22 protein-coding genes are annotated in these 24,767 nt (G+C 70.0%); 12 read left to right on the top strand and 10 right to left on the bottom strand.

What is annotated here, in order from left to right; all coding sequences use genetic code 11:
• The first annotated feature begins 4 nt into the window (after nucleotides 1-4).
• From ACFW0G_RS11435 to ACFW0G_RS11415, 5 genes are all read left to right on the top strand, one after another.
• The gene (locus ACFW0G_RS11435) at nucleotides 5-1,624 is read left to right on the top strand and encodes a glucose-6-phosphate isomerase (protein ID WP_378324898.1); all 1,620 of its coding nucleotides are present in this window, start codon (nucleotides 5-7) and stop codon (nucleotides 1,622-1,624) included.
• On the top strand, nucleotides 1,621-3,147 hold the full coding sequence (gene zwf, locus ACFW0G_RS11430; RefSeq protein WP_378324897.1) for a glucose-6-phosphate dehydrogenase: 1,527 nt from the start codon (nucleotides 1,621-1,623) through the stop codon (nucleotides 3,145-3,147). Before ACFW0G_RS11435 ends, zwf begins: the two co-directional genes overlap by 4 nt.
• A complete protein-coding gene (opcA, locus tag ACFW0G_RS11425) occupies nucleotides 3,144-4,145 on the top strand; it encodes a glucose-6-phosphate dehydrogenase assembly protein OpcA (protein ID WP_378324895.1) in 1,002 nt (333 codons plus the stop codon). The genes zwf and opcA overlap by 4 nt, the downstream gene beginning before the upstream one ends.
• Nucleotides 4,142-4,921 (top strand): 6-phosphogluconolactonase, encoded by a 780-nt coding sequence (gene pgl, locus ACFW0G_RS11420; RefSeq protein WP_378324894.1) that lies wholly within the window; start codon nucleotides 4,142-4,144, stop codon nucleotides 4,919-4,921. Before opcA ends, pgl begins: the two co-directional genes overlap by 4 nt.
• 124 nt (nucleotides 4,922-5,045) lie before the next feature.
• Nucleotides 5,046-6,527, top strand: a complete 1,482-nt coding sequence (locus tag ACFW0G_RS11415) for an amidohydrolase family protein (RefSeq protein WP_378324893.1) — start codon at nucleotides 5,046-5,048, stop codon at nucleotides 6,525-6,527.
• A 55-nt stretch (nucleotides 6,528-6,582) separates the two neighbouring features.
• On the opposite strand, the gene ACFW0G_RS11410 is transcribed toward ACFW0G_RS11415, so the two are convergent.
• Nucleotides 6,583-7,068 carry a hypothetical protein gene (locus ACFW0G_RS11410; protein ID WP_378324892.1) on the bottom strand — a complete coding sequence of 162 codons (486 nt, stop codon included), beginning with the start codon at nucleotides 7,066-7,068 and terminating at the stop codon, nucleotides 6,583-6,585.
• A gap of 42 nt (nucleotides 7,069-7,110) precedes the next feature.
• A complete protein-coding gene (locus ACFW0G_RS11405) occupies nucleotides 7,111-7,737 on the bottom strand; it encodes a winged helix-turn-helix transcriptional regulator (RefSeq protein ID WP_378324890.1) in 627 nt (208 codons plus the stop codon).
• Between the two features lie 79 nt (nucleotides 7,738-7,816).
• Between ACFW0G_RS11405 and ACFW0G_RS11400 the strand changes: the two genes are divergently transcribed.
• Together ACFW0G_RS11400 and ACFW0G_RS11395 are read left to right on the top strand one after the other, a co-directional pair.
• On the top strand, nucleotides 7,817-8,737 hold the full coding sequence (locus ACFW0G_RS11400) for an alpha/beta fold hydrolase (protein WP_378324889.1): 921 nt from the start codon (nucleotides 7,817-7,819) through the stop codon (nucleotides 8,735-8,737).
• A gap of 316 nt (nucleotides 8,738-9,053) precedes the next feature.
• Nucleotides 9,054-10,688, top strand: a complete 1,635-nt coding sequence (locus ACFW0G_RS11395) for a hypothetical protein (RefSeq protein ID WP_378324887.1) — start codon at nucleotides 9,054-9,056, stop codon at nucleotides 10,686-10,688.
• A gap of 111 nt (nucleotides 10,689-10,799) precedes the next feature.
• Here the strand turns inward: ACFW0G_RS11395 and ACFW0G_RS11390 are convergent, their stop codons facing one another.
• On the bottom strand, nucleotides 10,800-11,060 hold the full coding sequence (locus tag ACFW0G_RS11390) for an ATP F0F1 synthase subunit C (protein ID WP_378324886.1): 261 nt from the start codon (nucleotides 11,058-11,060) through the stop codon (nucleotides 10,800-10,802).
• 414 nt (nucleotides 11,061-11,474) lie between these two features.
• On the opposite strand from ACFW0G_RS11390, the gene ACFW0G_RS11385 reads away from it, so the two are divergent.
• On the top strand, nucleotides 11,475-12,185 hold the full coding sequence (locus ACFW0G_RS11385; protein WP_378324885.1) for a BTAD domain-containing putative transcriptional regulator: 711 nt from the start codon (nucleotides 11,475-11,477) through the stop codon (nucleotides 12,183-12,185).
• A gap of 18 nt (nucleotides 12,186-12,203) precedes the next feature.
• Here the strand turns inward: ACFW0G_RS11385 and ACFW0G_RS11380 are convergent, their stop codons facing one another.
• Nucleotides 12,204-13,556 (bottom strand): glycosyltransferase family 87 protein, encoded by a 1,353-nt coding sequence (locus ACFW0G_RS11380; RefSeq protein WP_378324884.1) that lies wholly within the window; start codon nucleotides 13,554-13,556, stop codon nucleotides 12,204-12,206.
• A gap of 139 nt (nucleotides 13,557-13,695) precedes the next feature.
• Between ACFW0G_RS11380 and ACFW0G_RS11375 the strand changes: the two genes are divergently transcribed.
• Nucleotides 13,696-14,856 carry a GyrI-like domain-containing protein gene (locus ACFW0G_RS11375; protein ID WP_378324883.1) on the top strand — a complete coding sequence of 387 codons (1,161 nt, stop codon included), beginning with the start codon at nucleotides 13,696-13,698 and terminating at the stop codon, nucleotides 14,854-14,856.
• A 46-nt stretch (nucleotides 14,857-14,902) separates the two neighbouring features.
• On the opposite strand, the gene ACFW0G_RS11370 is transcribed toward ACFW0G_RS11375, so the two are convergent.
• The 4 genes from ACFW0G_RS11370 to ACFW0G_RS11355 form a co-directional block, all read right to left on the bottom strand.
• A complete protein-coding gene (locus tag ACFW0G_RS11370; protein WP_378324882.1) occupies nucleotides 14,903-17,212 on the bottom strand; it encodes a hypothetical protein in 2,310 nt (769 codons plus the stop codon).
• A gap of 61 nt (nucleotides 17,213-17,273) precedes the next feature.
• The gene (locus ACFW0G_RS11365) at nucleotides 17,274-17,405 is read right to left on the bottom strand and encodes a hypothetical protein (protein WP_378324881.1); all 132 of its coding nucleotides are present in this window, start codon (nucleotides 17,403-17,405) and stop codon (nucleotides 17,274-17,276) included.
• Nucleotides 17,405-17,644, bottom strand: coding sequence for a hypothetical protein (locus tag ACFW0G_RS11360; protein WP_378324880.1), 240 nt, complete (start codon nucleotides 17,642-17,644; stop codon nucleotides 17,405-17,407). The genes ACFW0G_RS11365 and ACFW0G_RS11360 overlap by 1 nt, the downstream gene beginning before the upstream one ends.
• 121 nt (nucleotides 17,645-17,765) lie before the next feature.
• The gene (locus tag ACFW0G_RS11355) at nucleotides 17,766-18,362 is read right to left on the bottom strand and encodes a TetR family transcriptional regulator (RefSeq protein ID WP_378324879.1); all 597 of its coding nucleotides are present in this window, start codon (nucleotides 18,360-18,362) and stop codon (nucleotides 17,766-17,768) included.
• Between the two features lie 106 nt (nucleotides 18,363-18,468).
• Here ACFW0G_RS11355 and ACFW0G_RS11350 point away from each other — a divergent pair, with 106 nt between their 5' ends.
• The 3 genes from ACFW0G_RS11350 to ACFW0G_RS11340 all read left to right on the top strand — a co-directional run bounded on the left by ACFW0G_RS11350 (nucleotide 18,469) and on the right by ACFW0G_RS11340 (nucleotide 21,718).
• Nucleotides 18,469-19,587: an FAD-dependent oxidoreductase gene (locus ACFW0G_RS11350; RefSeq protein ID WP_378324878.1), complete on the top strand. Its 1,119-nt coding sequence runs from the start codon at nucleotides 18,469-18,471 to the stop codon at nucleotides 19,585-19,587.
• A complete protein-coding gene (locus ACFW0G_RS11345; protein ID WP_378324877.1) occupies nucleotides 19,584-20,219 on the top strand; it encodes a DUF3159 domain-containing protein in 636 nt (211 codons plus the stop codon). Before ACFW0G_RS11350 ends, ACFW0G_RS11345 begins: the two co-directional genes overlap by 4 nt.
• A gap of 302 nt (nucleotides 20,220-20,521) precedes the next feature.
• Nucleotides 20,522-21,718, top strand: coding sequence for a DUF222 domain-containing protein (locus tag ACFW0G_RS11340; protein ID WP_378324966.1), 1,197 nt, complete (start codon nucleotides 20,522-20,524; stop codon nucleotides 21,716-21,718).
• A gap of 159 nt (nucleotides 21,719-21,877) precedes the next feature.
• Here ACFW0G_RS11340 and ACFW0G_RS11335 read toward each other — a convergent pair whose 3' ends face one another.
• Together ACFW0G_RS11335 and ACFW0G_RS11330 are read right to left on the bottom strand one after the other, a co-directional pair.
• Nucleotides 21,878-24,523 carry a LuxR C-terminal-related transcriptional regulator gene (locus ACFW0G_RS11335; RefSeq protein WP_378324876.1) on the bottom strand — a complete coding sequence of 882 codons (2,646 nt, stop codon included), beginning with the start codon at nucleotides 24,521-24,523 and terminating at the stop codon, nucleotides 21,878-21,880.
• Nucleotides 24,520-24,738: a hypothetical protein gene (locus ACFW0G_RS11330; protein ID WP_378324875.1), complete on the bottom strand. Its 219-nt coding sequence runs from the start codon at nucleotides 24,736-24,738 to the stop codon at nucleotides 24,520-24,522. The genes ACFW0G_RS11335 and ACFW0G_RS11330 overlap by 4 nt, the downstream gene beginning before the upstream one ends.
• Between the last annotated feature and the right edge of the window lie 29 nt (nucleotides 24,739-24,767).

Raw genomic sequence — 24,767 nt, 5'->3', positions numbered from 1 at the left:
CACGATGGCAGGGGATGTGACCGGCGTCGAGATCGTCGACGCCGAACTGGCGGACAAGGCGGCACCCCTGGTCGAGCAGCTCGTGGCGGACAAGGCCGCCTCGAAGCTCGCCGCGCAGGACGCGACCCTGTGGGGCGCGGACGCGGAGCCGGAGGCGTCGATCCGGCTCTCGTGGACGTCGCTGCACAAGACGTCGCGGCCGCTGATCGGGGAAATCGAGACGCTGCTCGCGGAGCTGCGGTCCGAGGGTGTCGACAGGGTGGTCCTCGCGGGGATGGGCGGGTCCTCGCTCGCCCCCGAGGTGATCACCGCGACCGAAGGCGTCGCGCTGACGGTGCTCGACACCACGGACCCGGGCCAGGTCGCCGACGCGCTCGCCGGTGATCTTCAGCGCACGGTCATCGTGGTGTCGTCGAAGTCCGGCGGCACCGTGGAGACCGACAGCCACCGGCGGATCTTCGCGAAGGCCTTCGCCGAGGCGGGGATCGACGCGGCGCGGCGGATCGTGGTCGTCACCGACCCGGGCTCGCCGCTGGCCGAACTGTCCGAAAAGGAGGGTTACCGCAAGACCTTCCTCGCCGATCCGCACGTCGGCGGCCGCTACTCGGCGCTCACCGCGTTCGGGCTGGTGCCCGCCGGGCTGGCCGGGGTGGACGTCGCGCGGCTGCTCGACCAGGCCGCCGCGGCGGCCGAGCAGCTCGCCACGGACTCGGCGGACAACCCGGCGATCCGGCTCGCCGCCGCCTGGGCCGCCGCGCACGCGGCCGGTGCCGAAAAGGTCGTGCTGGCCGACACCGGTTCCGGGATCAACGGCTTCGGAGACTGGGCCGAGCAGCTGATCGCGGAGTCGACCGGCAAGCTCGGCACCGGGCTGCTGCCGGTCGCGGTCGAGAACGTCGAGGCACCCGGGTTCGCCGACGCGGAGTCCGACGCCACCCCGGTGGCGGTCGGCCCGGCCGCGGGTGCGGCGAAGGTCGCCACCTCGGGCCCGCTCGGCGGGCAGTTCCTGCTGTGGGAGTTCGCCACCGCGCTCGCGGGTCGGCTGATCGGGATCAACCCGTTCGACCAGCCCGACGTCGAGGCGGCGAAGAAGGCGGCACGCGCGCTGCTGGACGACCCGGCGAAGCTGTCCGGCGGCGAGACCGCGTCCAATGTGGACGGTGTGGTGGAGATCTTCGGTTCGGAAGGTGTTGCCACCGAAGGAAAGCTCGGCGATGTGCTCCGCGCGTTCTTCGCGTCGGCGCCGGACGCGGGCTACATCGCGGTGCAGGCCTACCTCGATCGGCTGGACGACGCGTCGACGGCGTTGCTGCGGTCCGAGATCGCCAAGCGCACCGGGCTGCAGACGACGTTCGGCTGGGGACCCCGGTTCCTGCACTCGACCGGCCAGTACCACAAGGGCGGCCACCAGAACGGCGTGTTCCTGCAGATCACCGGCGCGGTCGCCGAGGACCTGGCGGTGCCGGAGCGGCCCTACACGCTGGGGCAGCTGCAGCACGCGCAGGCGCTCGGGGACGGGCAGGTGCTCGCCGAGCACAGCCGCCCGGTGCTGCGCCTGCACCTGACCGACCGCGCCGCGGGCCTGGCCGAACTGGTCCGGGCGGTACAGGAGGCCGGGGAGTGAACTGGAAGAACCCGCTGCGCGATCCGAGGGACAAGCGGCTCCCCCGGATCGCCGGGCCGTCCAGCCTGGTGATCTTCGGCGTCACCGGCGACCTGGCCCGCAAGAAGCTGATGCCCGCGATCTACGACCTGGCCCACCGCGGCCTGCTGCCCGCCGGGTTCTCGCTCGTCGGGTTCGCCCGGCGGGACTGGGAGCACCAGGACTTCGGCGAGCTGGTGCACGATTCGGTGCGGGAGCACGCGCGGACGCCCTTTCGCGAGTCGGTGTGGAACCGGCTCGCCGAGGGAATCCGGTTCGTGCAGGGCACGTTCGACGACGACAACGCGTTCGACAGGCTCGCCGAGACGGTCCGTGAGCTCGACGCCGAACGCGGCACCGGCGGCAACACCGCGTTCTACCTGTCGATCCCGCCGAGCGCGTTCCCGGTGGTCACCAAGCAGCTGGCCCGGTCCGGGCTGGCCAACGCCGACGCCGACACCTGGCGCCGCGTGGTCATCGAGAAGCCGTTCGGGCACGATCTCAAGAGCGCCAAGGAGCTCAACGGGATCGTGAACGACGTCTTCCCCGAGGAGTCGGTGTTCCGCATCGACCACTACCTCGGCAAGGAGACGGTGCAGAACATCCTGGCGCTGCGCTTCGCGAACCAGCTGTTCGAGCCGATCTGGAACGCGAACTACGTCGACCACGTGCAGATCACCATGGCCGAGGACATCGGCCTCGGCGGCCGCGCGGGATACTACGACGGCATCGGCGCCGCGCGCGACGTCATCCAGAACCACCTGCTGCAGCTGCTCGCCTTCACCGCGATGGAGGAGCCGCTGTCGTTCGAGCCGAGGGCACTGCGGTCGGAGAAGATCAAGGTGCTGGCCGCGACCGAGCCGCTCGGCCCGTTCGACCAGACCACCGCGCGCGGGCAGTACGCCGGGGGCTGGCAGGGCGGCACGAAGGTGCCGGGCCTGTTGCAGGAGGCCGGTTTCGCGAAGGATTCGACGACCGAGACCTACGCCGCGGTGACGCTGGAGGTGAAGAACCGCCGCTGGGCGGGGGTTCCGTTCTACCTGCGCACCGGCAAGCGGCTCGGCCGCCGCGTCACCGAGATCGCCGTGGTGTTCAAGCGGGCACCGCATCTGCCGTTCGATTCGACCTCGACCGAGGAGCTGGGGCAGAACGCGCTGGTGATCCGGGTGCAGCCGGACGAGGGCATCACGCTGCGGTTCGGGTCGAAGGTGCCGGGGACCACGATGGAGGTCCGCGACGTCACGATGGACTTCGGGTACGGGCACGCGTTCACCGAGTCCTCCCCCGAGGCCTACGAGCGGCTGATCCTGGACGTGCTGCTCGGTGAGCCCTCGCTGTTCCCGGTGAACGAGGAGGTCGAGCTCTCCTGGGAGATCCTCGACCCGATCATCAACCACTGGGCCAAGCTGGGGACCGCGCCGGAGCAGTATCCACCGGGGACATGGGGTCCGCCTTCGGCCGATCACATGCTGGAGCGCACGGGCCGGAACTGGAGGCGACCGTGATTGTCGATTTGCCGTCCACCACGACGTCGCAGCTGAACAAGAAGATCGTCGAGATCCGGGAACGCGGCGGTCAGGTCGCGCTGGGCCGCGTGCTGACGCTGGTGATCGTCGCGGACGACGACGACAAGCTGGAAGAGGCCATCGAGGCGGCGAACGAGGCCAGCCGTGAGCACCCGTCGCGGGTGATCGTGGTGGCCAAGGGCGCGCGCACGGCGGCCCCGCGCATCGACGGCCAGATCCGGGTCGGCGGGGACGCCGGGGCGAGCGAGGTCATCGTGCTGCGCCTCTACGGGCCGCTGGCCTCGCAGGGGCAGAGCGCGGTGGTTCCGTTGCTGCTGCCGGACGCGCCGATCGTGACCTGGTGGCCGGGCGCCGGCCCGAAGTCACCGGCCAAGGATCCGCTCGGCGAGCTGGCCCAGCGCCGGATCACCGACTCGGCGGCGGAGAAGAACCCGGTCCGCGCGCTCACCACCCGCGCGAAGTCCTATGTGGACGGTGACACGGACCTGGCGTGGACCAGGCTCACCCGCTGGCGTGCCCAGCTGGTGTCCGCTTTGGACCTTCCGCCGTACGAAAAGGTCACCGGCGCCACGGTGACCGGCGAGGCGGACTCGCCGTCGACGGAGCTGCTCGCGGGCTGGCTCGCCGAGTACCTCAAGGTGCCGGTGAAGCGGGTCAAGAGCTCCAGCGCGCAGGGCATCATCTCGGTGTCGCTGGAACGCCGCTCGGGCGCGGTGGTGCTGCACCGGCCGGACGGCCGCGTGGGCACGCTGACCCAGCCGGGCCAGCCGACGCGGCGGATCTCGCTGCAGCGGCGGGACACGCCGGACTGCCTCGTCGAGGAGTTGCGCAGGCTCGACACCGACGAGGTGTACGAGGCCGCGCTGAAGGGCCTCGGCAAGTTCTCGGCCGGGACCAACAGCAAGGCGGCTTCGTCCACCACCGCGGCGAAGCGGAAACCAGCCGCGAAGGCGGCCGCGGGGAAGGCCGGGTCATGAGCAAGACCGAGGTCGTCGTCTACGCCAATGCCGATCTGCTCGCCGCCGCGGCGGCGGCCAGGCTGGTCACCCGGCTCGTGGATGTGCAGGCGGCCAAGGGATCCGCGTCGGTGGTGCTCACCGGTGGCGGGACCGGCATCGCGGTGCTGAAGGAACTGCGGGACTCGGCCGCCAGGGACGCGATCGACTGGTCGCGGCTGGACGTCTACTGGGGCGACGAGCGGTTCGTCCCGGCGGATTCGGACGAGCGGAACGAGAAGCAGGCCCGCGAGGCCCTGCTCGACCACGTCCCACTCGACCCGAAGCGCGTGCACGCGATGGCGGCGTCGGACGGCGAATTCGGCGATGACGTCGACGCAGCTGCCGCCGCCTACGCCGAGGTGCTCGCGGCCGGCGCGGGCCCGGAGGACCACGGCGACGTCCCGTCGTTCGACATCATGCTGCTGGGGCTGGGCGGCGAGGGGCACACCGCGTCGGTGTTCCCGGAGTCGCCCGCGGTGTACGAGACCGAGCGCTCGGTGGTGGCGGTCCGGAACTGTCCCAAGCCGCCGCCGACCCGGGTTTCGCTGACCCTGCCCGCCATCCGACGTTCGCGCGACGTGTGGCTGATGACCGCGGGCGAGGCGAAGGCCGACGCGGTGGCGCTGGCACTCGCCGGAGCGGGCGAGGTCCAGCTTCCGGTGGCCGGCGCGCGCGGGCACCGGCGGACCCTGTGGCTGCTCGACCGCACCGCGGCCGGAAAGCTCACGAAGGTCTACCAGCCGCCGACCGCTTAGCGTTTCGCCAAGTCCGCGAAGGCCTCCTTACCGGCGCTCAGCGCTGTGAAGGAGGCCTTCACGGACCATCGGGTCTGGCCCGCGTCCGCTTCCCGGAGGAGGATGGGGTTCCGGGGGTGGGGTCATGACGGTGGATCGCAGAGCTTTTCTCGCGTGGCTGGGAAGCGGTGTGCTCGGGGCCGCGGCGAGCACGTTCTCAGCCGACGACGCCGAAGCCGCGGGGAACGTGACGGTGCTGACGCACGTCACCTTGATCGACGGCACCGACGCGTCGCCGACGCACGACGCGACGATCGTCCTTGCCGGGGACCGGATCGCCGCCGTCGGGCGGGGTGTGGCCGCGCCCGCCGTCGCGGGGGTGCGCGTGGTCGATCTGCGCGGGAAGTTCGTCATCCCCGGACTGTGGGACGCACACGCCCACTACAGCACCTTGAAGCGGACCTTCCCTCCGCTGCACCTCGTCAACGGTGTCACGTCGATCCGGGACATGGACGGCAGGCCCGAGACGCACGACGTGGCCCGTGCGATCGCGCGGGGCGAGCTGGCCGGGCCGAGGATGGTCATCGCGAGCGAGATCCTCGACGGCGGGAACTCGTTCGTCGACGTTCACCGGCGGGTCGGCACCCTCGCCGAAGTCCGCGACGCGGTGCGGGACGCCGTCGCGGTCCATGCCGACCTCGTCAAGGTCTATTCGTTCATGAGCCCGGACATCCACGCGGCGATCGCGGCCGAGACGCGCCGCCACGGGCTGCCCTACGGCGGTCACGTGCCGATCCAGCTGCCGGTGCCGGAGGTGCTCGCCCGTGGTCAGCACTCGGTCGAGCACATGTACGCCTTCCACGCTTCGACGTCCGAGCGGAGGGACGAGTTCTACGCCCGGCTGGCGGGGCTGCCGGCGGACACCGGCAGCTGGCCGGGCGCGCTCGCCGAGCTCGACCGGGCCGCTGTCGCAACCCACAGCAAGGCCATGACACAGGACCTCGCGGGCCGGTTCGCCGCCTGCAGTGCCTGGCATGTGCCGACGCTGGCGGTGCTGTCGCGGACGTCCTCGCCGCCGCGGGAGCTGCCGCGCGACCCGGTGCTGCAAGGGCTGGCGGACCGCTACCTGCCCCGCTCGGTCCGTCAGGAATGGCTCGACCTGGCGTCGGCGTGGCCGGAGTGGCCGCCGGAGCGGATCGCGCGGGAGGCGGCGTATTTCGAAGCGGTACTGCAGCTCGTCGGTGAGCTGGCCGCGGACGGCACACCGATGGCGGCGGGTACCGACAGCGGTTACCTGTACACGTTCCCCGGCTTCGCGGCACACGACGAACTGGAGCTGCTGGTGCGTGCCGGATTGTCCCCGCAACGGGCCCTGCAGGCAGCGACCCGTGACGCGGCCCGGTGCGCGCGGCGCCCGCGGTCGGGCACGGTCGCCGCGGGCCAGGACGCCGACCTTGTCGTACTGGACGCGGATCCCCTCGTCACGATCACCAACAGCCGCCGCATCCACGCCGTCGTCAGCCGCGGAACCTATCTCGGCCCGCCGGAACGGCAGAGCCTCTTCGCGGACATCGAACGCGCCGCCCACGAGGACGTCACGCCGGGCACCGGCACCCCAGGACCGTGAGCCGACCCGCTCGCGTGGATCGATTTCGCGTTCTCACCACGCTGTGCGCACAACGTCAGATGTCGACACCGCTCCTCCGCCGCGACAACCGATACAACGCGGGTGGAATCCCTGCCAGCAAGCCCGCAACGGCAATGCAGAGGCCGGCAAGAAAGTATGGACAAGCATTTCTGATGCCGCTGCCCGCACTTCCGCTGGCGAAGATGAAGGTTCCCCAGCTCAGTACGATGGCCCCGATGGTGATCAGGCCAACCGCGGCGACGGTCAAGCGCCTGAGACGCTTTTCCCAGGCCAGGAGAGGGACAGCGAGGCGCCGGTCACCCTTCCGGCCCAGCAGCCAGGCCAGTGCTGCCACCACGCCGAGCAGCAGGCCCATCCCTGTGGCGCACAGGCCGAGGAAGAAGCACCCGGCGGCACCGATATTGGCACCGGTATCGGGTGGTGTGATGATTTCGAAGATGAATCCCGTACCCAGCAACGCGGCCCCGGCGGCGATCAGCCAGATCGCGGTGATGGTCAAGCGCTTGACAGCGGTTTGCATGGTTCCTTCCTGGTAGGCGGGCACAGCGCCGTTGCCGGCCCGTCAGGCGGCGAAGACAGCGCGGGCGACGGACTCGTCACCGTCGATCTCGACCAGTCCCAGGGCGCGGGCGTCGCCGAGCGTAAGGGCGCCGGCGGCGAGGCCGAGAACGCAGGCGGGGTCGGCGCGGATGGTGGCGTCGAGGGCGCGGCCGTCATACGGGCCGACCTCGAAGCCGGAGCGCGTCGCACGGAGCTGGAAAGGCGGGTCGCCGATCTCGAGGCCGACCGTCGCCGGGGCGCGCACCTTGACCCGGGCGTCGAGCAGGGCGGGGACGGCGAGGGCGAGCCACTCGGGGCGGAAGGAGTCGCCCTCGGGGCCGCGGACCATCAGTGGGACGGACCAGCGGATCAGGCTCTCGATCGGCTGGCGCAGCTCGGCGCCCCACGGCGTGAGAGCGTACTCGACAACGCTGCCTTCGCCGGCCAGCCGCCGCTCGACCACGCCCGATGCCTCAAGGTCGCGAAGCCGATCGGTGAGCAGGTTGGTCGCGATGCCGGGGAGCCCGTCGAGCAGATCCCGGTAGCGGGCGGGGGCGACGAGGAGCTGGCGGACGATGAGCAGGTTCCACCGGTCGCCGACGATTTCGAGGGACCGGGCGAGCCCGCAGTACTGGCCGTAGCTCCGCATCGGACCTCTCTGCTTGATTTTCTCAAGTGCGCGTGACAACCTCAAGTCTACCGCAAGGCCGAGCCGGGAGGGGGCCACCATGGCCGGTGCCAGCGAGCGAGTGCGGCCTGCTTGGGTCGACGACAGCCTGTTCCCGTTCGAGAGCCGCTTCGTCGATATCGACGGGCACACCGTGCACTACGTCGACGAGGGATCGGGCCCCACACTGCTGCTCCTGCACGGCAACCCGACCTGGTCGTTCCTCTGGCGCGACGTGATCCGCGCGCTGCGCGGCGAATTCCGGTGCGTCGCCCTCGACTACCCGGGCTTCGGCCTGTCGACGCCGAAGCCCGGTTACCGCTACCTGCCCGAGGAGCACGCGGACGTGGTCACCGGGTTCGTCGACGCGCTCGGCCTCGACGGGGTCACTCTGGTCGGGCAGGACTGGGGCGGCCCGATCGGCCTGGCCGCCGCGCAGCGCCGGCCAGGCGTCTTCGAACGGCTGGTACTCGCCAACGCCTGGGCCTGGCCGGTAAACGGCGACCCCTACTTCGAGGCCTTCGCCCGCATCGCCGGCGGCCCCCCGATGCGCTTCCTGGCCCGGCGGCTCAACCTCGTCGCCAAGGCGTTCATCCCCATGGGCCACCGAAGGCGGAAGCCGACCGCGGCCGAGACGACCCACTACCGCCGCGTGCTGGACACACCCGAGCGGCGGCAGGCCTCCGCCGTACTCCCCGGCCGGATCACCGCGAGCAGGGCCTTCTTCGCCGAGGTCGAGGCCGGCGTTGCCGACCTCGGCCACCTGCCGACACTGATCGTGTGGAGTAACGCCCAAATCGGCTTCCGCCCCCGGGAGCGGGAGCGCCTGGAAGCGACCTTCCCCGGCCACAAGACCGTGATCGTCGACGGCGCCGGCCTCTACGTGGAGTCCGACGCGCCCGAGGAGTTCGTCGCCGCGATCCGCGACTGGACGGCGACGCAGGGGAAAGACGCGAGCCGTGCGGGCGAGAGGGACCAGTAGACCGCTCCCTCCCCGCCACCTTGCCGATGAGGCCGGCTTACGTTTCCGCACTCGATTCTGACGACCGGCGCCGCGAAGGCGTTTAACGGTTGTTGATGCCGCGTTGACGGCGGCGAGCAAACCTGACCGGTGTGCCGTGACACGCACTTGCGTACGCGGCTGCCCGGGAACGGTGTCGCTGTCTGACCACCGGGCGAGAACAGAGTCGAGCAAAGACGACGCGGGCGGATCTGTGCGTCGGACAGGAATGAGGGAAACGATGACGGTGGCCGATTGCCGTGCCGGAGGGCCTGGGCGGCTGAGGTGGAAGGCGGTGATGGCGGCGGGGTTGCTCGTCGCGGGTACCACCGTGACCGGATGCTCGTCGAACACTGGCGCCACGACCGGCCAGACGGCTTCGGCGAGCCCGGAGGCGGGCAAGCAGTACAGCGCCTCCGGTCCGTTGAAGGCGGACACCGGGTTCCGGCCGGACAAGGAGGGCTTCGGGTTCCAGAACTACGGCAACGAGGAGGGGATCACGAACCTGACCTCGAACGAGATGCGCAGGTTGTTCGGTGACAAGGTCTGCGCCGACGCCGCGGTGGGCAAATGCGATCTCACGCCGGAAGCCCAGATGTGGATGGAGCAGCAGAACGCCGGGATGAACGGCGGGCACTGCTACGGCTTCTCGGTGGCCAGTCTGCTGTGGTGGAAGAAGACGCTGAACCCGGCGGACCTCGGCGGCAAACCGACGGTGGAACTGCCGAAGGACAACGCGTCGGCCCAGAAGGAGATCGCTTACACCTTCGTGCATCAGTTCATGCCCACGGTGCTGCAGAACAAGGTGACGGGCACCCCCAACGACATCGTCGACCGGCTGCTCAAGGAACTGCGGCCGGACAACCCGGAGACCTGGACGATCGGGATCTTCAAGCGCGACGGCAGCGGCGGGCACGCGGTGACCCCTTACGCGGTCGAGGACAAGGGCGACGGGACAGCCCAGATCCTCATCTACGACAACAATTTCCCCAAGACCGTGCAGCGCATCGAGGTCGACCGCAAGGCCAACACCTGGAAGTACACCACCGCGGCCCACCCCAACGATCCGGCCGAGACCTACGACGGTGACGCGAACACGAACACACTGTGGATGAACCCGAGCAATCCCGGCCTGCAGCAGCAGCCGTTCCCGCCGGTGCCGCCCAGCGGAACCGGCAGCACCGGATCGGCCGGCTCGGCGCCTGCCCCAGGCGAGGCGGTCGAGATCTTCCTCAACGGCAACCCTCGTGACCACGGCCACCTGGTGATCACCGACGACGCCGGCCGTCGTACCGGATACGTCAATGGCAAGCTGGTCAACGAGATCCCCGGCGCGCAGGCCATGACCAGGCTGGCGGCGACCTGGGAGGAGAACCTGGAGCCCTACTACATCCTGCCCAAGGGAGTCCCCTTCAAGATCACGCTCGACGGCTCGGCTCTGAAGGCCGAGGACACCGAGTCCGTCGCCGTCATCGGGTCTGCTTTCGACATGGCGGTGGAGGGAATCCGGCTCAAGCCCGGCGAGGTGGACACCATCACGCCCAGCGAAAAGACCGGCGATCTGACCTACACCCCGGGTAAACCGCAATCCCCCACCCTGGTCCTCGGGGCGACCTACCCGCGTTCCTTCTACAGCTTCACCCTGCAGGACGTCGCGGTCGGCGACAACGGCACCGTCAAGGCGCAGTTGCCGCCCGAGGGCGGTCCGTTCACCGTCGACGCCGCCCGGGCGAAGGCCAAGGGCTCGTACGCGGTCGAGGTGCAACGAGAAGACGATCACGGTGTCCGCACCTTCCAGCGCCACGGCGTCGCACTGGAAGCGGGCGCTACCGCGACCTTCGACTACCAGGCCTGGGACGGCGGCGGGCAGACGATCGCCCTCACCCGCACCCAGCAGGGCGCTACCCGTACGGAGAACCTGACGTCCGAATAGGACGGACGCGCTGATCGAAGAGCGCGACGAAGGAAACGAAGAGGAAGCGGGCGCGACGAATCCCGGTCGTCGCGCCGCTTCTCGATGATTCTCAGGTGTCCGGGGGTGGACTCAGCTCCGGCTGGAGGCGATGAAGTAGATGACGATACCGATCAGGGCGAGCACCTCGGTGAGCACGAAGGTTCCGTAACCGATGCTCTGCAGCTTGCCCTGGGCCTCCGGCTGACGCGCGGTGCCGTTGATGACGGCGGCGAAGATCAGACCCACACCGATACCGGGGCCGATCGCGCCGAGACCGTAACCGATGGCGGCGAGACCCTTGTTGAGGTTGACGGTCTCGGCGGCCTGCTGGGCCAGAACGATGTTGCTCATCTGCGTTTCCCTTCACTTCGGTCCACGCGCTCGCGCGGATCGGGGCCGCCGGCTTCTTGGTGAGCGGCTGAGACCGGCCACTCCGGCCGATTCCGTCCCTCACCCGGCCAGACGCCGCGCGCGACCCTCCCGGTTCTCGTCAAGACGTGAGTTGCGACACCCGTCTGCTGCGTTCGCCCTTGAAGCGCACCAGGTTTCCCGACGGGTCAAGCGCTTCCGGCACATCCGCCGAAAGGTTTCCACAAGGTGGCCGGGCTGCCCGATACGGCCGAACGGCCCAACCGGACGCGACCTGTGCCTGCATGGCCGCCCTTTCGGCCGGGACCCGCCGTCCGGTTCCGGCGCATGCTGATCACGCACGGGACAACGCTTCGCGGGAAGGCGTTCTCGTGCGGGGGAGACATGGGATGCACGGTGCGACTGACCCTGATGGACGGTTTCGTCCTGGACTGCGACGGCCGGCGGCTCGCCGTGCCGAGGACACAGCAGCGGCTGCTGGCGTTCCTCGGGCTGCGGCAGCAGGCGACCCGGGCGCACACCGTCGGCACGCTGTGGCCGGAGTCCGACGAGCAGAAGGCGTCCGGACGACTGCGCAGCGCGTTGTGGCGGCTGCACCAGCTCGGCGCTCCCATGGTGGCCGCCGAGGGCGAGACACTCCGCCTGCACGAATGGGTCCGGGTCGACGTCGACGAACTCGTGCGGACGGCCCGGTTCGTCTCGGCCGAGGGAGCCAGGGACAGCGAGGCACGCGGCAGGGCGTTCCGCGACATGCGGGAGTTGTTGCCCGGCTGGTACGACGACTGGGTCCTCATCGAACGGGAGCGGCTGCGCCAGCTGCGCCTGCACGCGCTGGAAGCGCTTGCCGTCCGTGATCTGGAGACGGGACGCCACGGTGACGCGGTGGAGGCCGCGCTGGCGGCGATGCGCACGGAACCGTTGCGGGAGAGCGCACAACGGCTGCTGATGGAGATCCACCTGGCCGAAGGCAACTACAGCGAAGCGCTCCTCACCTACGAAAGCTATCGGTCACTGCTGCATCGCGAACTCGGCGTGGAACCGTCGCCGCGGATGGGCGAACTACTCGTCCGGGCGAGGCCACTGGCCGCGGTGCCGAACGCGGGGTGACCTCCCCTCCCCCGTCAGTTACTCCACTTCGGACAGAGCAGGCCGGTTCAAGGTTCGTCGCTGTGCCACGATGACTGTGCGGACAGCGCGGACCGGAGCGGGTAACCATCCGGCTCGGGGCCTCGCCAGGCGATCCCGAGGCCTCGCCGGAGCCGTCGCGGTTCGGAGGACACCCGCCAGGAACAGTCCGATGGTAACCAGCGGATAGGCATTGACCAGTACGTGCTGCCACCCTGTCCACGGACCTTCCGCGGGCGTCAGGACCTGCGGTCCGGCCAGGAGAAACACGGCGAGTGCGAGGATCGCGTAACAGCCTCGCTTCCGTACCCGGTCCGGACGTCCCGCGCTCGCGGGCAGGACCCTCGCGGCGAACACCACCAGCGCGGGCGCCGCCCATACCCAGTGCGCGGTCCAGGACAACGGCGAGACCAGCAGCGCCGCGGCCCCATTGGTGACCATCGCGACTTCGGCACCCACCCGGCGCATGAGCAGCACCGAAACCACGAGGACCAGCACCGCCAGGACCAACCACGTCCCGGTGACCCAGCCGGCGGGCAGACCGAGCCGGTGCAGCCCGGCCGTGATGCTCTGGTTTTCCCGGTTGACGATGGCGGCGGGGCCGTCGAGCACTCCGCCGAGCCAGAACCGGGCCGACTCGGCCGGCAGGAGCGCGAACATGCCCCCGGTCACGGCCACGGCGGTGACCGCCGCGGTGATCGAAGCCCGGAAGTCCTTACGCACCAAGAAGAACAGCACGAAGGCGGCCGGGGTCACCTTGATGGCGGCCGCGACGCCGATCCACATCCCTCGTGGCCACTTCGGACGTTTCACCAGGCAGTCGGCCGCGACCATGGCCATCAGCCACAGGTTCACCTGACCTTGCCCGATCGTGTTGCGGACAGGTTCCAGCAGGAGCAAGAACGGCACGATCGCCACGGTGGCGTGCACGCAACCGCGACGTCCTCCCTGCGGCCAGACCCCACGCAACACGACGAAACAGGTAAAGGCCAGACAGGCGACGGAAAACACCACGGACAGCACCGCGGCGACCGGAAACGGCAGCGCTGCGAACACCGAAAGCGGAAGCAGCGCGAATGGCGGGTAAATGAACCCGGGAGTCCCGCCCGCGTAGGTGGCAGGCAACTGTCCATAAGGATCCATACCGTGCCACCAGGCGAGGACACCCTGGTAGAAGCTGTGCAGATCGCCGAATCGGCTCCGATAGGCGAGATCCAGAAGGCCGAGGAGCACAAGAACGAGTACTCCGGAAAATGTCATGAGCCGCCAGGAAGAACCGCCGACGGAGACCCGGATCCGGCGCACCAGCCAATCCGCCATGCTCTTCCGGGAATGCGTTCCTTGGGTCTCCATATCCGGCTAGACGACAGGGGGCGCGGAAAGGTTCTCGAATAGCCGTGTTCCACATCACACGCTTTCCGGATTCGCAGCCGCGGGCCGCCGCGTCCCCGGGGCGCGCCGCTCTCACTATTCTAGTGTTAGAATAATCGTCATGACCTCAGAGCTGACCGATGGCGAGCTGACCGTGCTCGGGTTGCTCGTCGAGCAGCCCCGTCACGGGTACGAGCTGGAACGGGTCATCGAGGAGCGGGGAGTACGCGCGTGGACCGCGCTCGGCTTCTCCTCCATCTACTACGTACTCGACAAACTGGCCAAGCGCGGCCTGATCGAAGCGACCGGCGCGCCCTCGTCCGGCAAGTCGCGCACCACCTTCCGCGCCACGCGGCCGGGCCGCGCCCTCTGCGCCGCCGCCACGCGCGACGGGCTGGCGGCGCTGACACCGATCCACGCGCGTGTCCTGGTCTCGATGGCCAACAGCCCGGGACTGCCGGACGCGGACGTGGTCGCCGGACTGACGCGGCGCCGCGAAGCGCTGCGGAAACACCTCGCAGAGGTCCGGGCGGCGCGCTCCCGCCAGGCACCCCTGCCCACCGCCGCCTCCGCGATCTTCGACTACGGCGAGGCCATGCTCGCGGCGGATCTCGGCTGGACCGAAACCACAGTGGACACACTGACGAAGGAGACCGCGGTGGACAAGTACGACATCAAGAAAGCCCACCGGGCGCTCTACTCGCCGTCGTCAAAGGAGTTCACTGTCGTCGAGGTGCCCGAGTTCCGGTACATCGCGGTTGACGGCCGAGGCGATCCGAACACCGCGACCGCGTACGCGAACGCGGTCGAAGCCCTGTACGGGGTGGCATACGCGCTCAAGTTCGCCAGCAAGAAGACGCTCGGCCGGGACTTCGTGGTCGGCCCGCTGGAGGGACTATGGCGAGCGGACGACCCTTCCGTCTTCCTCACGCGACGCAAAGAGGCCTGGGAGTGGACCATGATGATCAGCCAGCCGGACTGGATCACCGAAGACATGGTCGAGGCCGCCATCGACACCGTCGCGCGCAAGAAGGAGAACGCCGCGCTCGGCGACGTCCGGCCGCGCACCCTGGCCGAAGGAACCTGCGTGCAGATCCTCCACATCGGCTCCTACGACGACGAAACCCCCACCCTGGACCGCCTCCACCACCACTACCTCCCCGGCAACGGTCTCACCTTCAACGGCGACCACCACGAGATCTACCTCAGCGACGCGCGTCGCACGGCCCCCGCCAGGCTCAAGACGGTCCTGAGGCAGCCCGTCAAGCCCCTGGAGCGGTGACCTTCGCCTGTCGCACCCTTCCTCCGACAAGACGTGCCGAAGCCGGTCAGTTCTTGCGGACGGCGCCGGTGAACCCGGCCACGAACAACGTGGCGAAGGTCCACGCGAGCAGGCGGAGCAGCCAGCCGCCCACGGTGAGAGCCTGGCCCACCGCCGTGCCGGTCGCTTCGCATCGGGCCCGCGTGCTGAGCAGCGGGGTACCGAGGTCGAGACCGGCACCGACCCGGTCCAGCGGCGGGCAAACGGCCGCGGGCGCGGCGCGTGCCTCGGTGCGGTATTGGCCGGCCGGGGCCGCGGTGAGGCCACCGGCACCGCCGAGCAGCACGGCCAGCAGTACCGACACCGCGACGGTGGCCACGAAACCCACCAAGGCTCGCCAAGGCTGGTAGCCGTAGCCCAGCGTCACCCCGGTGAACCGCGCCCACGCGCGTTCGCCGCGCCCGGTGAGCGCACGCCGGCGCACCTGGTCGCGGCGCTGGGCCATCAGCACCCGCCGTGCCTCGCGGTCGTGCCCGGCGGCGCGGTGCGCGGCCGCGAGGTGCTGGTAGGGCTGCGCCGTGTACTCGGCGGTCCCCGAGCGCAACAGCTCCAGCCACGCGTCGGTGCCGATCCCGGTCGGCAGCCCGGTGTACCGCAACCCGTCCGCCGAGAGGCGGCGCCCGGGATCCGCCGCGTGCGTCAACTCCTTGGGCTGGAAGGAAAGTCCTCCGTCCGCCCGCGCGTCGGACAGGTTCAGCACCTTCCCGGTACCGCCGCCGCGGATCGAGAGCCCCTCGTCCAGGAAAAGCCGTTGGCCCACCTTCAGGTGGTAGGCGCTCACCGCGGGACCGGCCGGATTGCCGACCGTGGCCCCGTCCATCGCGACCTGACCGGCTATCCGGCTTCGGACGAGCAGCACGGCCGCCCGGTCTTCGCCCGCCCCGGACGCGCTGAAACCGTCGCGCAGGAACAGATCCTGCTCGATGGTCGCCACACTCGCCTCGAACGCCGGCCCCCGGCTGTTGCCGACGGTGGCACCGCGGGCGTCGAGCTGGCCCTCGACGTGCACGCCCCGCAACTGGATCGTGCTGGCCTCACTCGCGCTGTCCGCGGTCGTGTCCCACAGCAGCAGATTCCCGCTGATCCGCGCCTTCCGCGCGTCGAGCGCCGGTTCGGACCCGCCGTCGAGCCGGGCGCCGGTGCACTCCAGCGGCCCGGTGATCCGCGCGTTCGCCAGGTCCACCGTGCCGGTGGCGGTGAAACCGTCCCGCATCCGCAAGCCCTGGCCGATCTCGCAGGCGACGGCGACGAACGCGGGCCCGGAATCGTTGCACAGCACGGCACCGTCGACGTCGACGGTGCCCCCGAGGCGGGCGCCGAGCAGGCGCACGGCACCGGCATCGCCCGCGCCGGTGGCGCTGAAACCCGGGCACAGGAAGACACTTCCGGTGATCGAGGCCCCCTCCGCCGAGAGCGCCGAGCCGGAATCGTTCGTGACGGTCGAACGCGGGAAGGCCGCCTGGCTGCCGATCGCGGCGCCGTCCAGCCGCATCGCGGCCACCTCACCGGAGCCCGCGACCGTCGTGTCGTCGAGCAGGAACGCGTGGGCGACCTCGAACCGATCGGCCATGAGCGCGGGCCCGGAGTCGTTGCGCAGGACCGCCCGCACGAACTCGACGGAACCGGCACGCGCGGCGAGCAGGGCCACGGCGCCGTGGCGGCCCGCGCCCGTGGCGGTGAACCCGTCACGGAAGAGCATCGCGTGCCCGGCCTGGAAACCCTCGGCCTGCAGGGCGGGCCCTGACTCGTTGGTGATGGTCGCCCCGTTGCCGATGACATCGCCCTCGACCTGTGCGTTGTCCAGCCGGACCACGCCGTACCCGTCGGAGCCGGTGGCCGTGAAACCCCCGTTCAGCCAGAGGTTCTCGCCCAGTCGCAGGTTCCCGGCGTTGAGCGCGAAGCCGCCCGCGTTGCCGATCCGGGTGCCGGTGAGCCGCAGTGTGTACGCGATCGTCGCCGACCCGAGGTCGATCGCGCCGAGGCTGGGCTCCGAGCTTCCGACGACGCAGTCGCGCAGGACCACCATGCTCAGCCGCGCGCCCCGCGCGGTCAGGCCGGCGGGGAACCGGCACGCGTCGAACACCAGCGGCAGGTCGGTGCCGATGTGGTCCAGGTCGAGCCTGCCCTCGACAAGCGCGCCCCGGACACACAGGCCGTGCGGGTCCGCGTCGGTGGCCAGCCGCCCGCGCGCGATGTCGCGCAGGACCGACGCGCGCAGCACCGGCGCGCCGCCGTCCGGCGAACCGGGCGCGAACACCTCGCCACGGCGCACGTGCTCGACCAGTGCGTGTTCGGTCGCCGTGAGATCGGTTTCCACCCCGATACCCTGGCACACCGCGTGGTCGTGCTCAGGCCGACGCGAGGAAAGCGCTTCCTCGTCAGCGCTCCGGGTTCTCCTCGCCGTCCGCGGGCTCGGAGCTGCCGCTCTTGGCCGGATCGGGCCAGTCCAGCCCGGTTTCGGTGAGCAGGCTGTCGAAGATGGGGGTCGGGGTGGACCGTTCGCCTGCCATCACACCGCCACCACGTCGATGATCGTGTCCGCGCGGATCCACACGGGTTCGGTGTCGTCGGCGTGATCGTCGAGCCGCACGGGCACCCAGGTGACGTCGGTGTGCGTGTCGGCGACCGGCGCTCCGGCGACCACGCCGCGACGGCAGAGCTGCCGCCGCGAGGTGTCCCGCGGTCTCCCCGGCACGTAGGTGACGCGGTGGCCCGCCGCCACCGCCGGGCTCGCTGGTTTCCGGCTCATCGGCATCGCGCCTCGCGTTCTTCAGGATCCAGGCTGGTCGGCAACGCGACCTCGTGAGCACGACGCCATGACGCGTTCTCACCCTGTTACCTGGATCACAGAAATCCGACAGCGGGAACTGTTACCGCGGTCCGGTCAGGCAGTGCTGCGCGATCGGGCCGAACCGGCTCACGAGCTCGTCCACGGACGCGGACGCGATCGGTTCCAGCCGCAGCAAATAGCGCGTCACGGTGAGGCCCAGCAGCTGCACGTTCACCATGCCCGCCCGCAGCGCGGCGTCCGGGGTGCCGAGCAGTGCCGCCAGCCTGCCGGTGACCTCCCGGTCGATGAACTCGCGGAGCAGCGTTTCGGACTGGTCGTGGGTGGGCGCCGACCGGGTGAGCGTCACGAGCGGGGTGCGGTCGGACTTGTCCAGGTTCTCCAGAAGTGTCCGGACGAGGCGGTCCCCGATGCCGTCGAGACCGCCGTCGAAGACCGCTTCCAGCGCGGGCGGGACGTCGGCGGACATTTCGGTGGCCGCGGCGAACAGGCCCTGCTTGGTGCCGAAGAAGTAGAACACCATCGCCGAGTCGACGCCCGCCTCGGTGGCGACCGCGCGCACCGTGGTGCCGCCGTAGCCGTGCGCGCGGAACAACGTGCGCGCGGCCTCGAGGATCCGCCGCTTGCTCTCCGCACCGGACCGCCAGCGCCCGGGGCGGCCTGGGCTGTGTTCGTTCATGGCCGGGCGAGTCTATCCGGAGATTTCTTCATCGGCTGGTGGAGTTTGAGGACCGACCCGCGCTACCGTGAACTTCATCGGGCGATGAAGAATAGGGGCGACGGGGATGCGAGTGATCGTGATCGGCGCGGGACTGGGCGGGTTGACGCTGGCCCACGGGTTGCGCCGGGCAGGGATCGACGTCGTGGTGTACGAGCGGGACCAGGCACGAGGGCGCCCGCAAGGTGTCAGCCTGCACTTCGACGACCGGGGCACGACGGCGCTGCGCGCGTGCCTGCCGCCATCGCACGTCGCGATGGCGGAGGCCACCATGGGCGGCCCGCGCGAACAGACCCTGCTGCTGTCCGAAGTGGACGGAGAGGTGACGGTCTCGGGGGCACGTCCGGCCGACGGCACGGTGGCGCGGCCCGGCAGACAGGTCAGCAGGCGGCTGTTGCGCGCGGTGCTGCTGTGCGGTCTCGACGACGTGGTGCGGTTCGGGAAGGAGTTCGTGTGGTTCGACCGGCGGGCCGGCGGCACGGTGCTGGCGCGGTTCGCCGACGGCGGTATGGACGCCGCGGACGTGCTGGTCGGCGCGGACGGGATCGGTTCGGCGGTCCGCCGCCAGTACCTGCCGCACGTACGGGTGACCGACACGGGCCGGCACATGCTGATGGGCGCGACTCCCCTGCGCGCCGCGGCCCGCGGCGGGCTGCCCGCGCTGATCGGCGGCAGTCCGGCTGCCGCGCGGCTACGCGGCACGACCATGGCACTGGGCGTCCATCGTTTCGCCGAGCCACCAGCGGCCGCGCGGGACCGCTGGCTGCCCGCGTTGCACTCCCCCGTGATCGACGACGCCGAGGACTACGTGATGTGGGCGTTGCCCGCCGCGCGGGAGCACGCCCGATCACCGGCCGATTCGTGGCGCCGCGCCCGGGAACTGACGGCGGACCTGCCTCCGGCGCTGCGGCTGATCGTCGACGAAGCCTGGCCGGAACTCACGGCGTCGCTGCGGATCGGGGCGATCCCGCCGATGCCGCCCTGGCCCGCCGGCCCGGTGACGCTCATCGGCGACGCCATCCACCTGGCTCCCGGCTTCGGCGGAAACCTCGCGATGCGGGACGCGCACCGCCTTCGCGATGTCCTGCGCCAAGCGGATCGAGGCGAGCGAGAACTGCTCCCCGCGATCGGTGCCTACGAGGAAACGATGCGCCAGGACTCCTTTCCCGTGGGACACAGCGCATGAACCTCACCCTGCTGACCAGGAAATCGCTGTCCCTGTTCACCGCCGTCGGTGGCTGGCGCACGGTCGCCGAAGCCATCGTTTCGCGCGTGCTGTTCCTGATCGCCTACCTGCTGACCGGCCGCGTGACGGCCTCCGCGCTGGTGGCGGTCGGCGGAGTGGTGGTGTTCGCCGTGATCCGGATGTGCACCGACCGGAAGTACTGGCAGCCGGTGGCCGGGCTGGTCATCGTCGGCGTCTCCGCGCTGCTGGCCGGAAGCAGTGGGCAGGGCGTGGACTTCTACCTCACGAGCCTGCTGCTCCCCTCGGCTGCCGGGGTGGTGCTCCTGGTGTCCATGCTGGTGCGCCGGCCGATGATCGGGGTGGTGGTGGGCGCGGCACGCGGTGACCGCTCCGGCTGGCGACGGGACCGGCCGCGACGACGGCGTTATCAACTGTGCACAGCGGTGTTCCTGGCGAAGCTCGTCATCGAGGTGGCGGTGCTGCTGCCGCTGTACGTGGCCGGGCACGTCGTCGCCCTCGGCATCGCCAGCACGCTGCTCAGTTCGCCTACCCTGGCCGCCTGCGTCTACCTGTGCTGGCGAATCCTGCGCCGCGAAGCGGACCTGCCTGCCGTCGTGCCCGGCCCCGCCTGAGCAGGCTATGTCCACTGTGGACACCGACAGCATGACCTCGACGATCCGCGCGGCCAGGTCGCCGTAGCGGCGTGCCGCGTACAAGTGCCGTCTCGCCCGTCAGTCAGGCGAGCCGGGTCAGTTATGACCATCCCTCAGGAAATGATCACCAAAACCCTTACACAGCAAGGAAAACTACGTTTCCGAGGTTCACCCGATCGATAGCACGCATGTTCGATCGAGCGGAGTATCGTGGTGGTATGTCAGTCGACAGCAGCACCTCCGCAACGCCCACCGAGTGGTGACGCGTCGATGTCGGCTGCCTGCTGGACAGACTCTTCGACTCCGAACGCGTCCAGCGCCGCGAGGCCACCGTCCAAGGTGAGGTGCTCGCCGAGCTGGAACGGCGCGGAGTGCAGGACAGCACCGGCTACAGCAACCTCCCGCGGCTACTGCACGAAACACTCAACATCCCTTACGCGGAGGCGAAAACCCGGGTAGCGCGGGCACTAGCGCTGAACAGCACCCACGACCTCACCACCGGCGCACAACCACCCACGGCACCCGCGACCGCACAAGCCGCATCCGAGGGCGCGATCGGCGCCGCCCAGATCGACGAAATCCTGCGCGTGCTCGACAAACTCCCCAAGACAGTCCCAGCGGATCAGCGGGAGCAGGCGGAGAAGATCCTCGCCGAACTTGCCCGCGCCGCCGGACCACGGGAGATCCGCGCCGCCGGACGACGCCTGCTCGCCCAGCTCGACCCCGACGGCCGGGAACCCAAAACCCGGGAACCGAAACCGTTCCAGCCGGAGTTCTCCATCGCCCCGCATCGGGATGGCGGACATCAGATCAAGGCCCGCGTCGATGACGAAACCTCCGCACGCCTGCAAGCCATGCTGGACCCACTCGCCAAACCCCGCCCCGCCACCGAAGAAGAAGGCCGCGACACCCGAACCCAATGGGAACGGCGTGGCTGCGCCTTCTCCGAGCTGATGCGGATGTGGGCCGAACACCCCGACCTCCCCACGCAGGCCGGGGAAGCCACCCACATTGTCGTCACCGTCGGACTCAAGGAACTGCGGACCGGGATCGGACAGGCCACTCTTGATCTGCTCGGCGAGATCACCGCAGCCGAAGCACGACGACTCGCGTGCGACGCCAAGATCATCCCCATGGTCCTGGGGACACACGGCGAACCCCTCGACGTCGGCCGAGCCCAACGCCTCGCCACCCCCGCCATCCGCCGCGCCCTCACCCGCCGCGACGGCGGCTGCGCCTTCCCCGGCTGCGATGCCCCCACCTACCGTTGCACACCACACCACGTAACCTACCGGGCACACCACGGCGAGACCAAAGTGGACAATCTCGTCCTCCCCTGTTCCATCCACCACAAGCTCATCCACCACTCCCCATGGGAAGTCCACATCACCACCGACGGACTCCCCGAGTTCATCCCACCCACCTGGCTCGACGCCACCCGCACACCACGACGCAACACCATCCACCTCAGAACCTGATCCGTATGCCCCGTCGTTTCTCGCTCGGAGTGAGAGCGTGGCCTCACCCTCGGGTCCACCCACGCTTGTCCTTTGTGGACTTTAACGCGCTGAAGGGACCCTTTGGTGCGCTGGACGCCATGAAGGACCCCTTCACAGCAATACCATCCCATCGCAGGGTCACAGCAGGCCACGGCGCCGGGCGGCGACGACGGCGTCGCGGCGGTGGTTGACACCGAGTTTGCGGTAGATGCCGCGCAGGTGTGTCTTGACGGTGTTGACGGAGACGAACAGGGAGTCGGCGATCTGCTCCGTGGTGCGCATGGACGGCAGTTCGGTGAGCAGTTCGAGTTCGCGGCAGGTCAGCGGATCGACGGGGGTCACGGGATCGGCAGGCAGCGTCCGGAGCACGGTGTCGGCGAACTCGTCCGCGCGACCGAACCTTCCGGAGCCGCGGACGAGCAGCTCGCGGATGTGCCGTCCGGCGGTGTGAAACGGCCGCAGCGCGCGAGGGGCCGTCGCGAGGTCGAGTGCCTTGCCAATCGCCTCGTGTGCCCGGTTGATTTCGCAGGCCTGGTCGGCGAGCAGGGCTTCCAGGAGCCAGGCGTCGATGAGCGTGTGCGCTACGAGCGGACGGATCTGTCCGTCGAGGACGGGCTGCAGACGACGTCGCGCGGCACCGGTTTTTCCCCGGTGTACGTGCAGAGACGTGATGAGCAGCGCGTGCTCGGCGTAGGGGGCGAGCAGCTGCCGGTGGCGCTCGATCACTTCCGCCGCCCAGGTGGGTTCGCCGACTCGGAGCGCCAGCCGCTGCTCGATCGGGGCGGTGTAGGCGACGAGACTCGGGGCGAGGGTCTCCGCCGCGAGCCGCTTCCCGAGACCACGCAGCGTTTCGACGACCGCGTGCGGGTCGTCGGCACGGCCGAACTCGACCGCGGCCTTGAGTGTCATCGCGAACAGCTCGGTGGTGGGCTCCACTGCCGGAGGCAGCAGCCGGTCCGCCAGCGCGGCGAACCGGTGCGCACGTTCGTCGTGCTGTTGCTCGTACGCGGCGGCACCGAGGAGCGCGTAGAGCAGGGCGCACCGCCCGGTCCCGTCCCAGCCGCGCGAGCGGGCCAGCCGCCTGGCCGCGCCGGTGCGTTCGGCCAGCTCGGCCAGATCACCCCTGGCACCGGCGAGACCCGCGAGGTGGATCTCGCAGTGCAGGCGGACGGCGTCGCGTTTCTCCACAGTGGCCGTCTGAAGCGCGAGCTCCAGGTCCGTGCCGGCGCTCGCGACGTCGCCCAGCCACAGCGCCGCGGTACCGCGGTTGACGAGCGCGAGCAGGTCGAGATCCAGATCGCCGGTGTCGCCGGCGGTAGTGGTGCCGAGTTCGGCGAACGCCTCGTCCAGCTTCCCGCCGTATCGTGCCCGGTAGAGCGCCGTCACGGCGTGCAGGGCCCGCAGCCGCGCGGAGCGCAGCGGCTGGGCCGAGTTGTCGACCCTGCCGAGGCACCGGTCCGCGGCCGTGACGTCGTGCGCGTCCAGCGCGGTCACCGCGGCGACGAGCGCCACCTGGGGGCGGGCGAGAACGTGCTCGGGCATCGCGTCGAGCAGCGTGAGCAGTCGCCCGCCGTGTCCTTTGAGGACGGTCTGCAGCCCGGACCGCTGGAGGTAGCGGCTGATGAGTTCCTCGTCCCGCGCCGCGATCCCGTGTTCCAGCGCGGTCAGCACGTCACCGGAATGGGTGTACCACTCCGCCGCCGACCGGTGGAGTTTGCGATACGCCCGGGGATGACGTCGCGTGAGTTCCGCGCGCAGGTAGTCGCGCAGCAGCGGATGACAGCGGTACCGGGAGCCGTCGCGGCCGTGCCGGGTGACCAGCGCGTTGGTGCGGGTGAGGGTGTCCAGGATCTGCCCGGAGTTCTCCTGCCCGGTCAACCGGGTGGCCAGTTCGCCGGTGACGTCGGGGCACACCGAAGTGCTCAGCAGGAAGTCGCGGATGTGGGCGGGCTGCGGGCCGACGACCTCTTCGGACAGGTAGTCGGCGAGCTGGCGGTCGTCACCGGTGAAGGCCCGGATCGTCCGGCCCGTGTCGGACGCGGCGGTCACCGACAGAGCGAGGAACCGCAGTCCCGCGGCCCAGCCTTCGGTCCGTTCCAGCGCCGCGTCGAGCTCGGTCTCCGTGAGCGCGAGGTCGTGGCCCGCCAGCAGGGTTTCGGCTTCCTGCTTGGTGAAGTTCAGCTGGTGCGGGGTGATTTCCCGCAGTCGCCCCTCGAGCCGGAGCCGGGGCAGGATCAGGGGCGGGGGAAACCGGGTCGCGAGGACGACCCGTACCCCGGCGGGCAGATAACGCAGCAGGATGTTCACGCTCTCGATCGCGTCCGGGGCGGAGAGTTCGTGCACGTTGTCCAGGATCAGCAGCACGGGCCGGGCGAGTTCGCGGCACGCGTCGATGAAGGCCGCGACGCATTCGTGCAAGGGCGTGTCGCGTGGTGGCGAGTCCCGGGTGGAGACGCGGGCCTCGACGCTGTGGGACAGGGCCCGGAAAAGCGATGACCACAGCGAAAACACGTCGTTGTCGTCGGTGTCCAGGGAAATCCACACCACGTGTTCCGCCGGGACGCGCGCCCGCGATCTTCGGCGGAGCCAGCTGTCGAGCAGGACGGTTTTCCCGGATCCGGCCGGCGCGTTGAGCAACGTCACGCTGGAGACGTCGCCGCCGGTCGCCTTGTCCAATGCGGTGAACAGCCGATCCCGGTCCAGGACGGCACAGGCGGGCACCGGCGGGGCGAGCTTGGGCGGTGGCACCACAGCCGGTTCCCCGCAGCCGTTCCCGGGGTTCACCGGCCGGTGTCCTTCGCGGCCGCGGCGGCGATGAGATGCCCGATGAAGGCGACCGTCCTGGTTGCCCCGGTCAGCGCGAAGGCGATACCGGAAACCACGGCGTCCAAAGGAAAGCCGGACTGTCGCGGCTCGCGCTGCGCGGAGAGCAGCAACGCGACCATGATTCCCGCCAGTGCGATCCTGATCCCGGACCGTCGATGTGGCACAGTGCCCACCTGGTGTCTCCCTTCCCGTCCCGCAACGG

This window comes from Amycolatopsis sp. NPDC058986 (assembly GCF_042741125.1).
Classification (GTDB): Bacteria; Actinomycetota; Actinomycetes; order Mycobacteriales; family Pseudonocardiaceae; genus Amycolatopsis.
Note: the sequence above shows the minus strand (reverse complement) of the source record. Positions and strands in the feature narration are given on the sequence as shown.

Bases quoted from the DNA above. Each gene is read 5' to 3' on its own strand.
- ACFW0G_RS11390 (WP_378324886.1), bottom strand. From the start codon at position 11,060: ATGAGCAACATCGTTCTGGCCCAGCAGGCCGCCGAGACCGTCAACCTC.
- ACFW0G_RS11400 (WP_378324889.1), top strand. From the start codon at position 7,817: ATGGCCGGTGCCAGCGAGCGAGTGCGGCCTGCTTGGGTCGACGACAGC.
- ACFW0G_RS11405 (WP_378324890.1), bottom strand. From the start codon at position 7,737: ATGCGGAGCTACGGCCAGTACTGCGGGCTCGCCCGGTCCCTCGAAATC.
- ACFW0G_RS11395 (WP_378324887.1), top strand. From the start codon at position 9,054: ATGGCGGCGGGGTTGCTCGTCGCGGGTACCACCGTGACCGGATGCTCG.
- ACFW0G_RS11350 (WP_378324878.1), top strand. From the start codon at position 18,469: ATGCGAGTGATCGTGATCGGCGCGGGACTGGGCGGGTTGACGCTGGCC.
- pgl (WP_378324894.1), top strand. From the start codon at position 4,142: ATGAGCAAGACCGAGGTCGTCGTCTACGCCAATGCCGATCTGCTCGCC.
- ACFW0G_RS11345 (WP_378324877.1), top strand. From the start codon at position 19,584: ATGAACCTCACCCTGCTGACCAGGAAATCGCTGTCCCTGTTCACCGCC.
- ACFW0G_RS11380 (WP_378324884.1), bottom strand. From the start codon at position 13,556: ATGGAGACCCAAGGAACGCATTCCCGGAAGAGCATGGCGGATTGGCTG.
- ACFW0G_RS11415 (WP_378324893.1), top strand. From the start codon at position 5,046: ATGACGGTGGATCGCAGAGCTTTTCTCGCGTGGCTGGGAAGCGGTGTG.
- ACFW0G_RS11375 (WP_378324883.1), top strand. From the start codon at position 13,696: ATGACCTCAGAGCTGACCGATGGCGAGCTGACCGTGCTCGGGTTGCTC.
- ACFW0G_RS11355 (WP_378324879.1), bottom strand. From the start codon at position 18,362: ATGAACGAACACAGCCCAGGCCGCCCCGGGCGCTGGCGGTCCGGTGCG.
- ACFW0G_RS11360 (WP_378324880.1), bottom strand. From the start codon at position 17,644: ATGAGCCGGAAACCAGCGAGCCCGGCGGTGGCGGCGGGCCACCGCGTC.
- ACFW0G_RS11435 (WP_378324898.1), top strand. From the start codon at position 5: ATGGCAGGGGATGTGACCGGCGTCGAGATCGTCGACGCCGAACTGGCG.
- ACFW0G_RS11365 (WP_378324881.1), bottom strand. From the start codon at position 17,405: ATGGCAGGCGAACGGTCCACCCCGACCCCCATCTTCGACAGCCTGCTC.
- ACFW0G_RS11410 (WP_378324892.1), bottom strand. From the start codon at position 7,068: ATGCAAACCGCTGTCAAGCGCTTGACCATCACCGCGATCTGGCTGATC.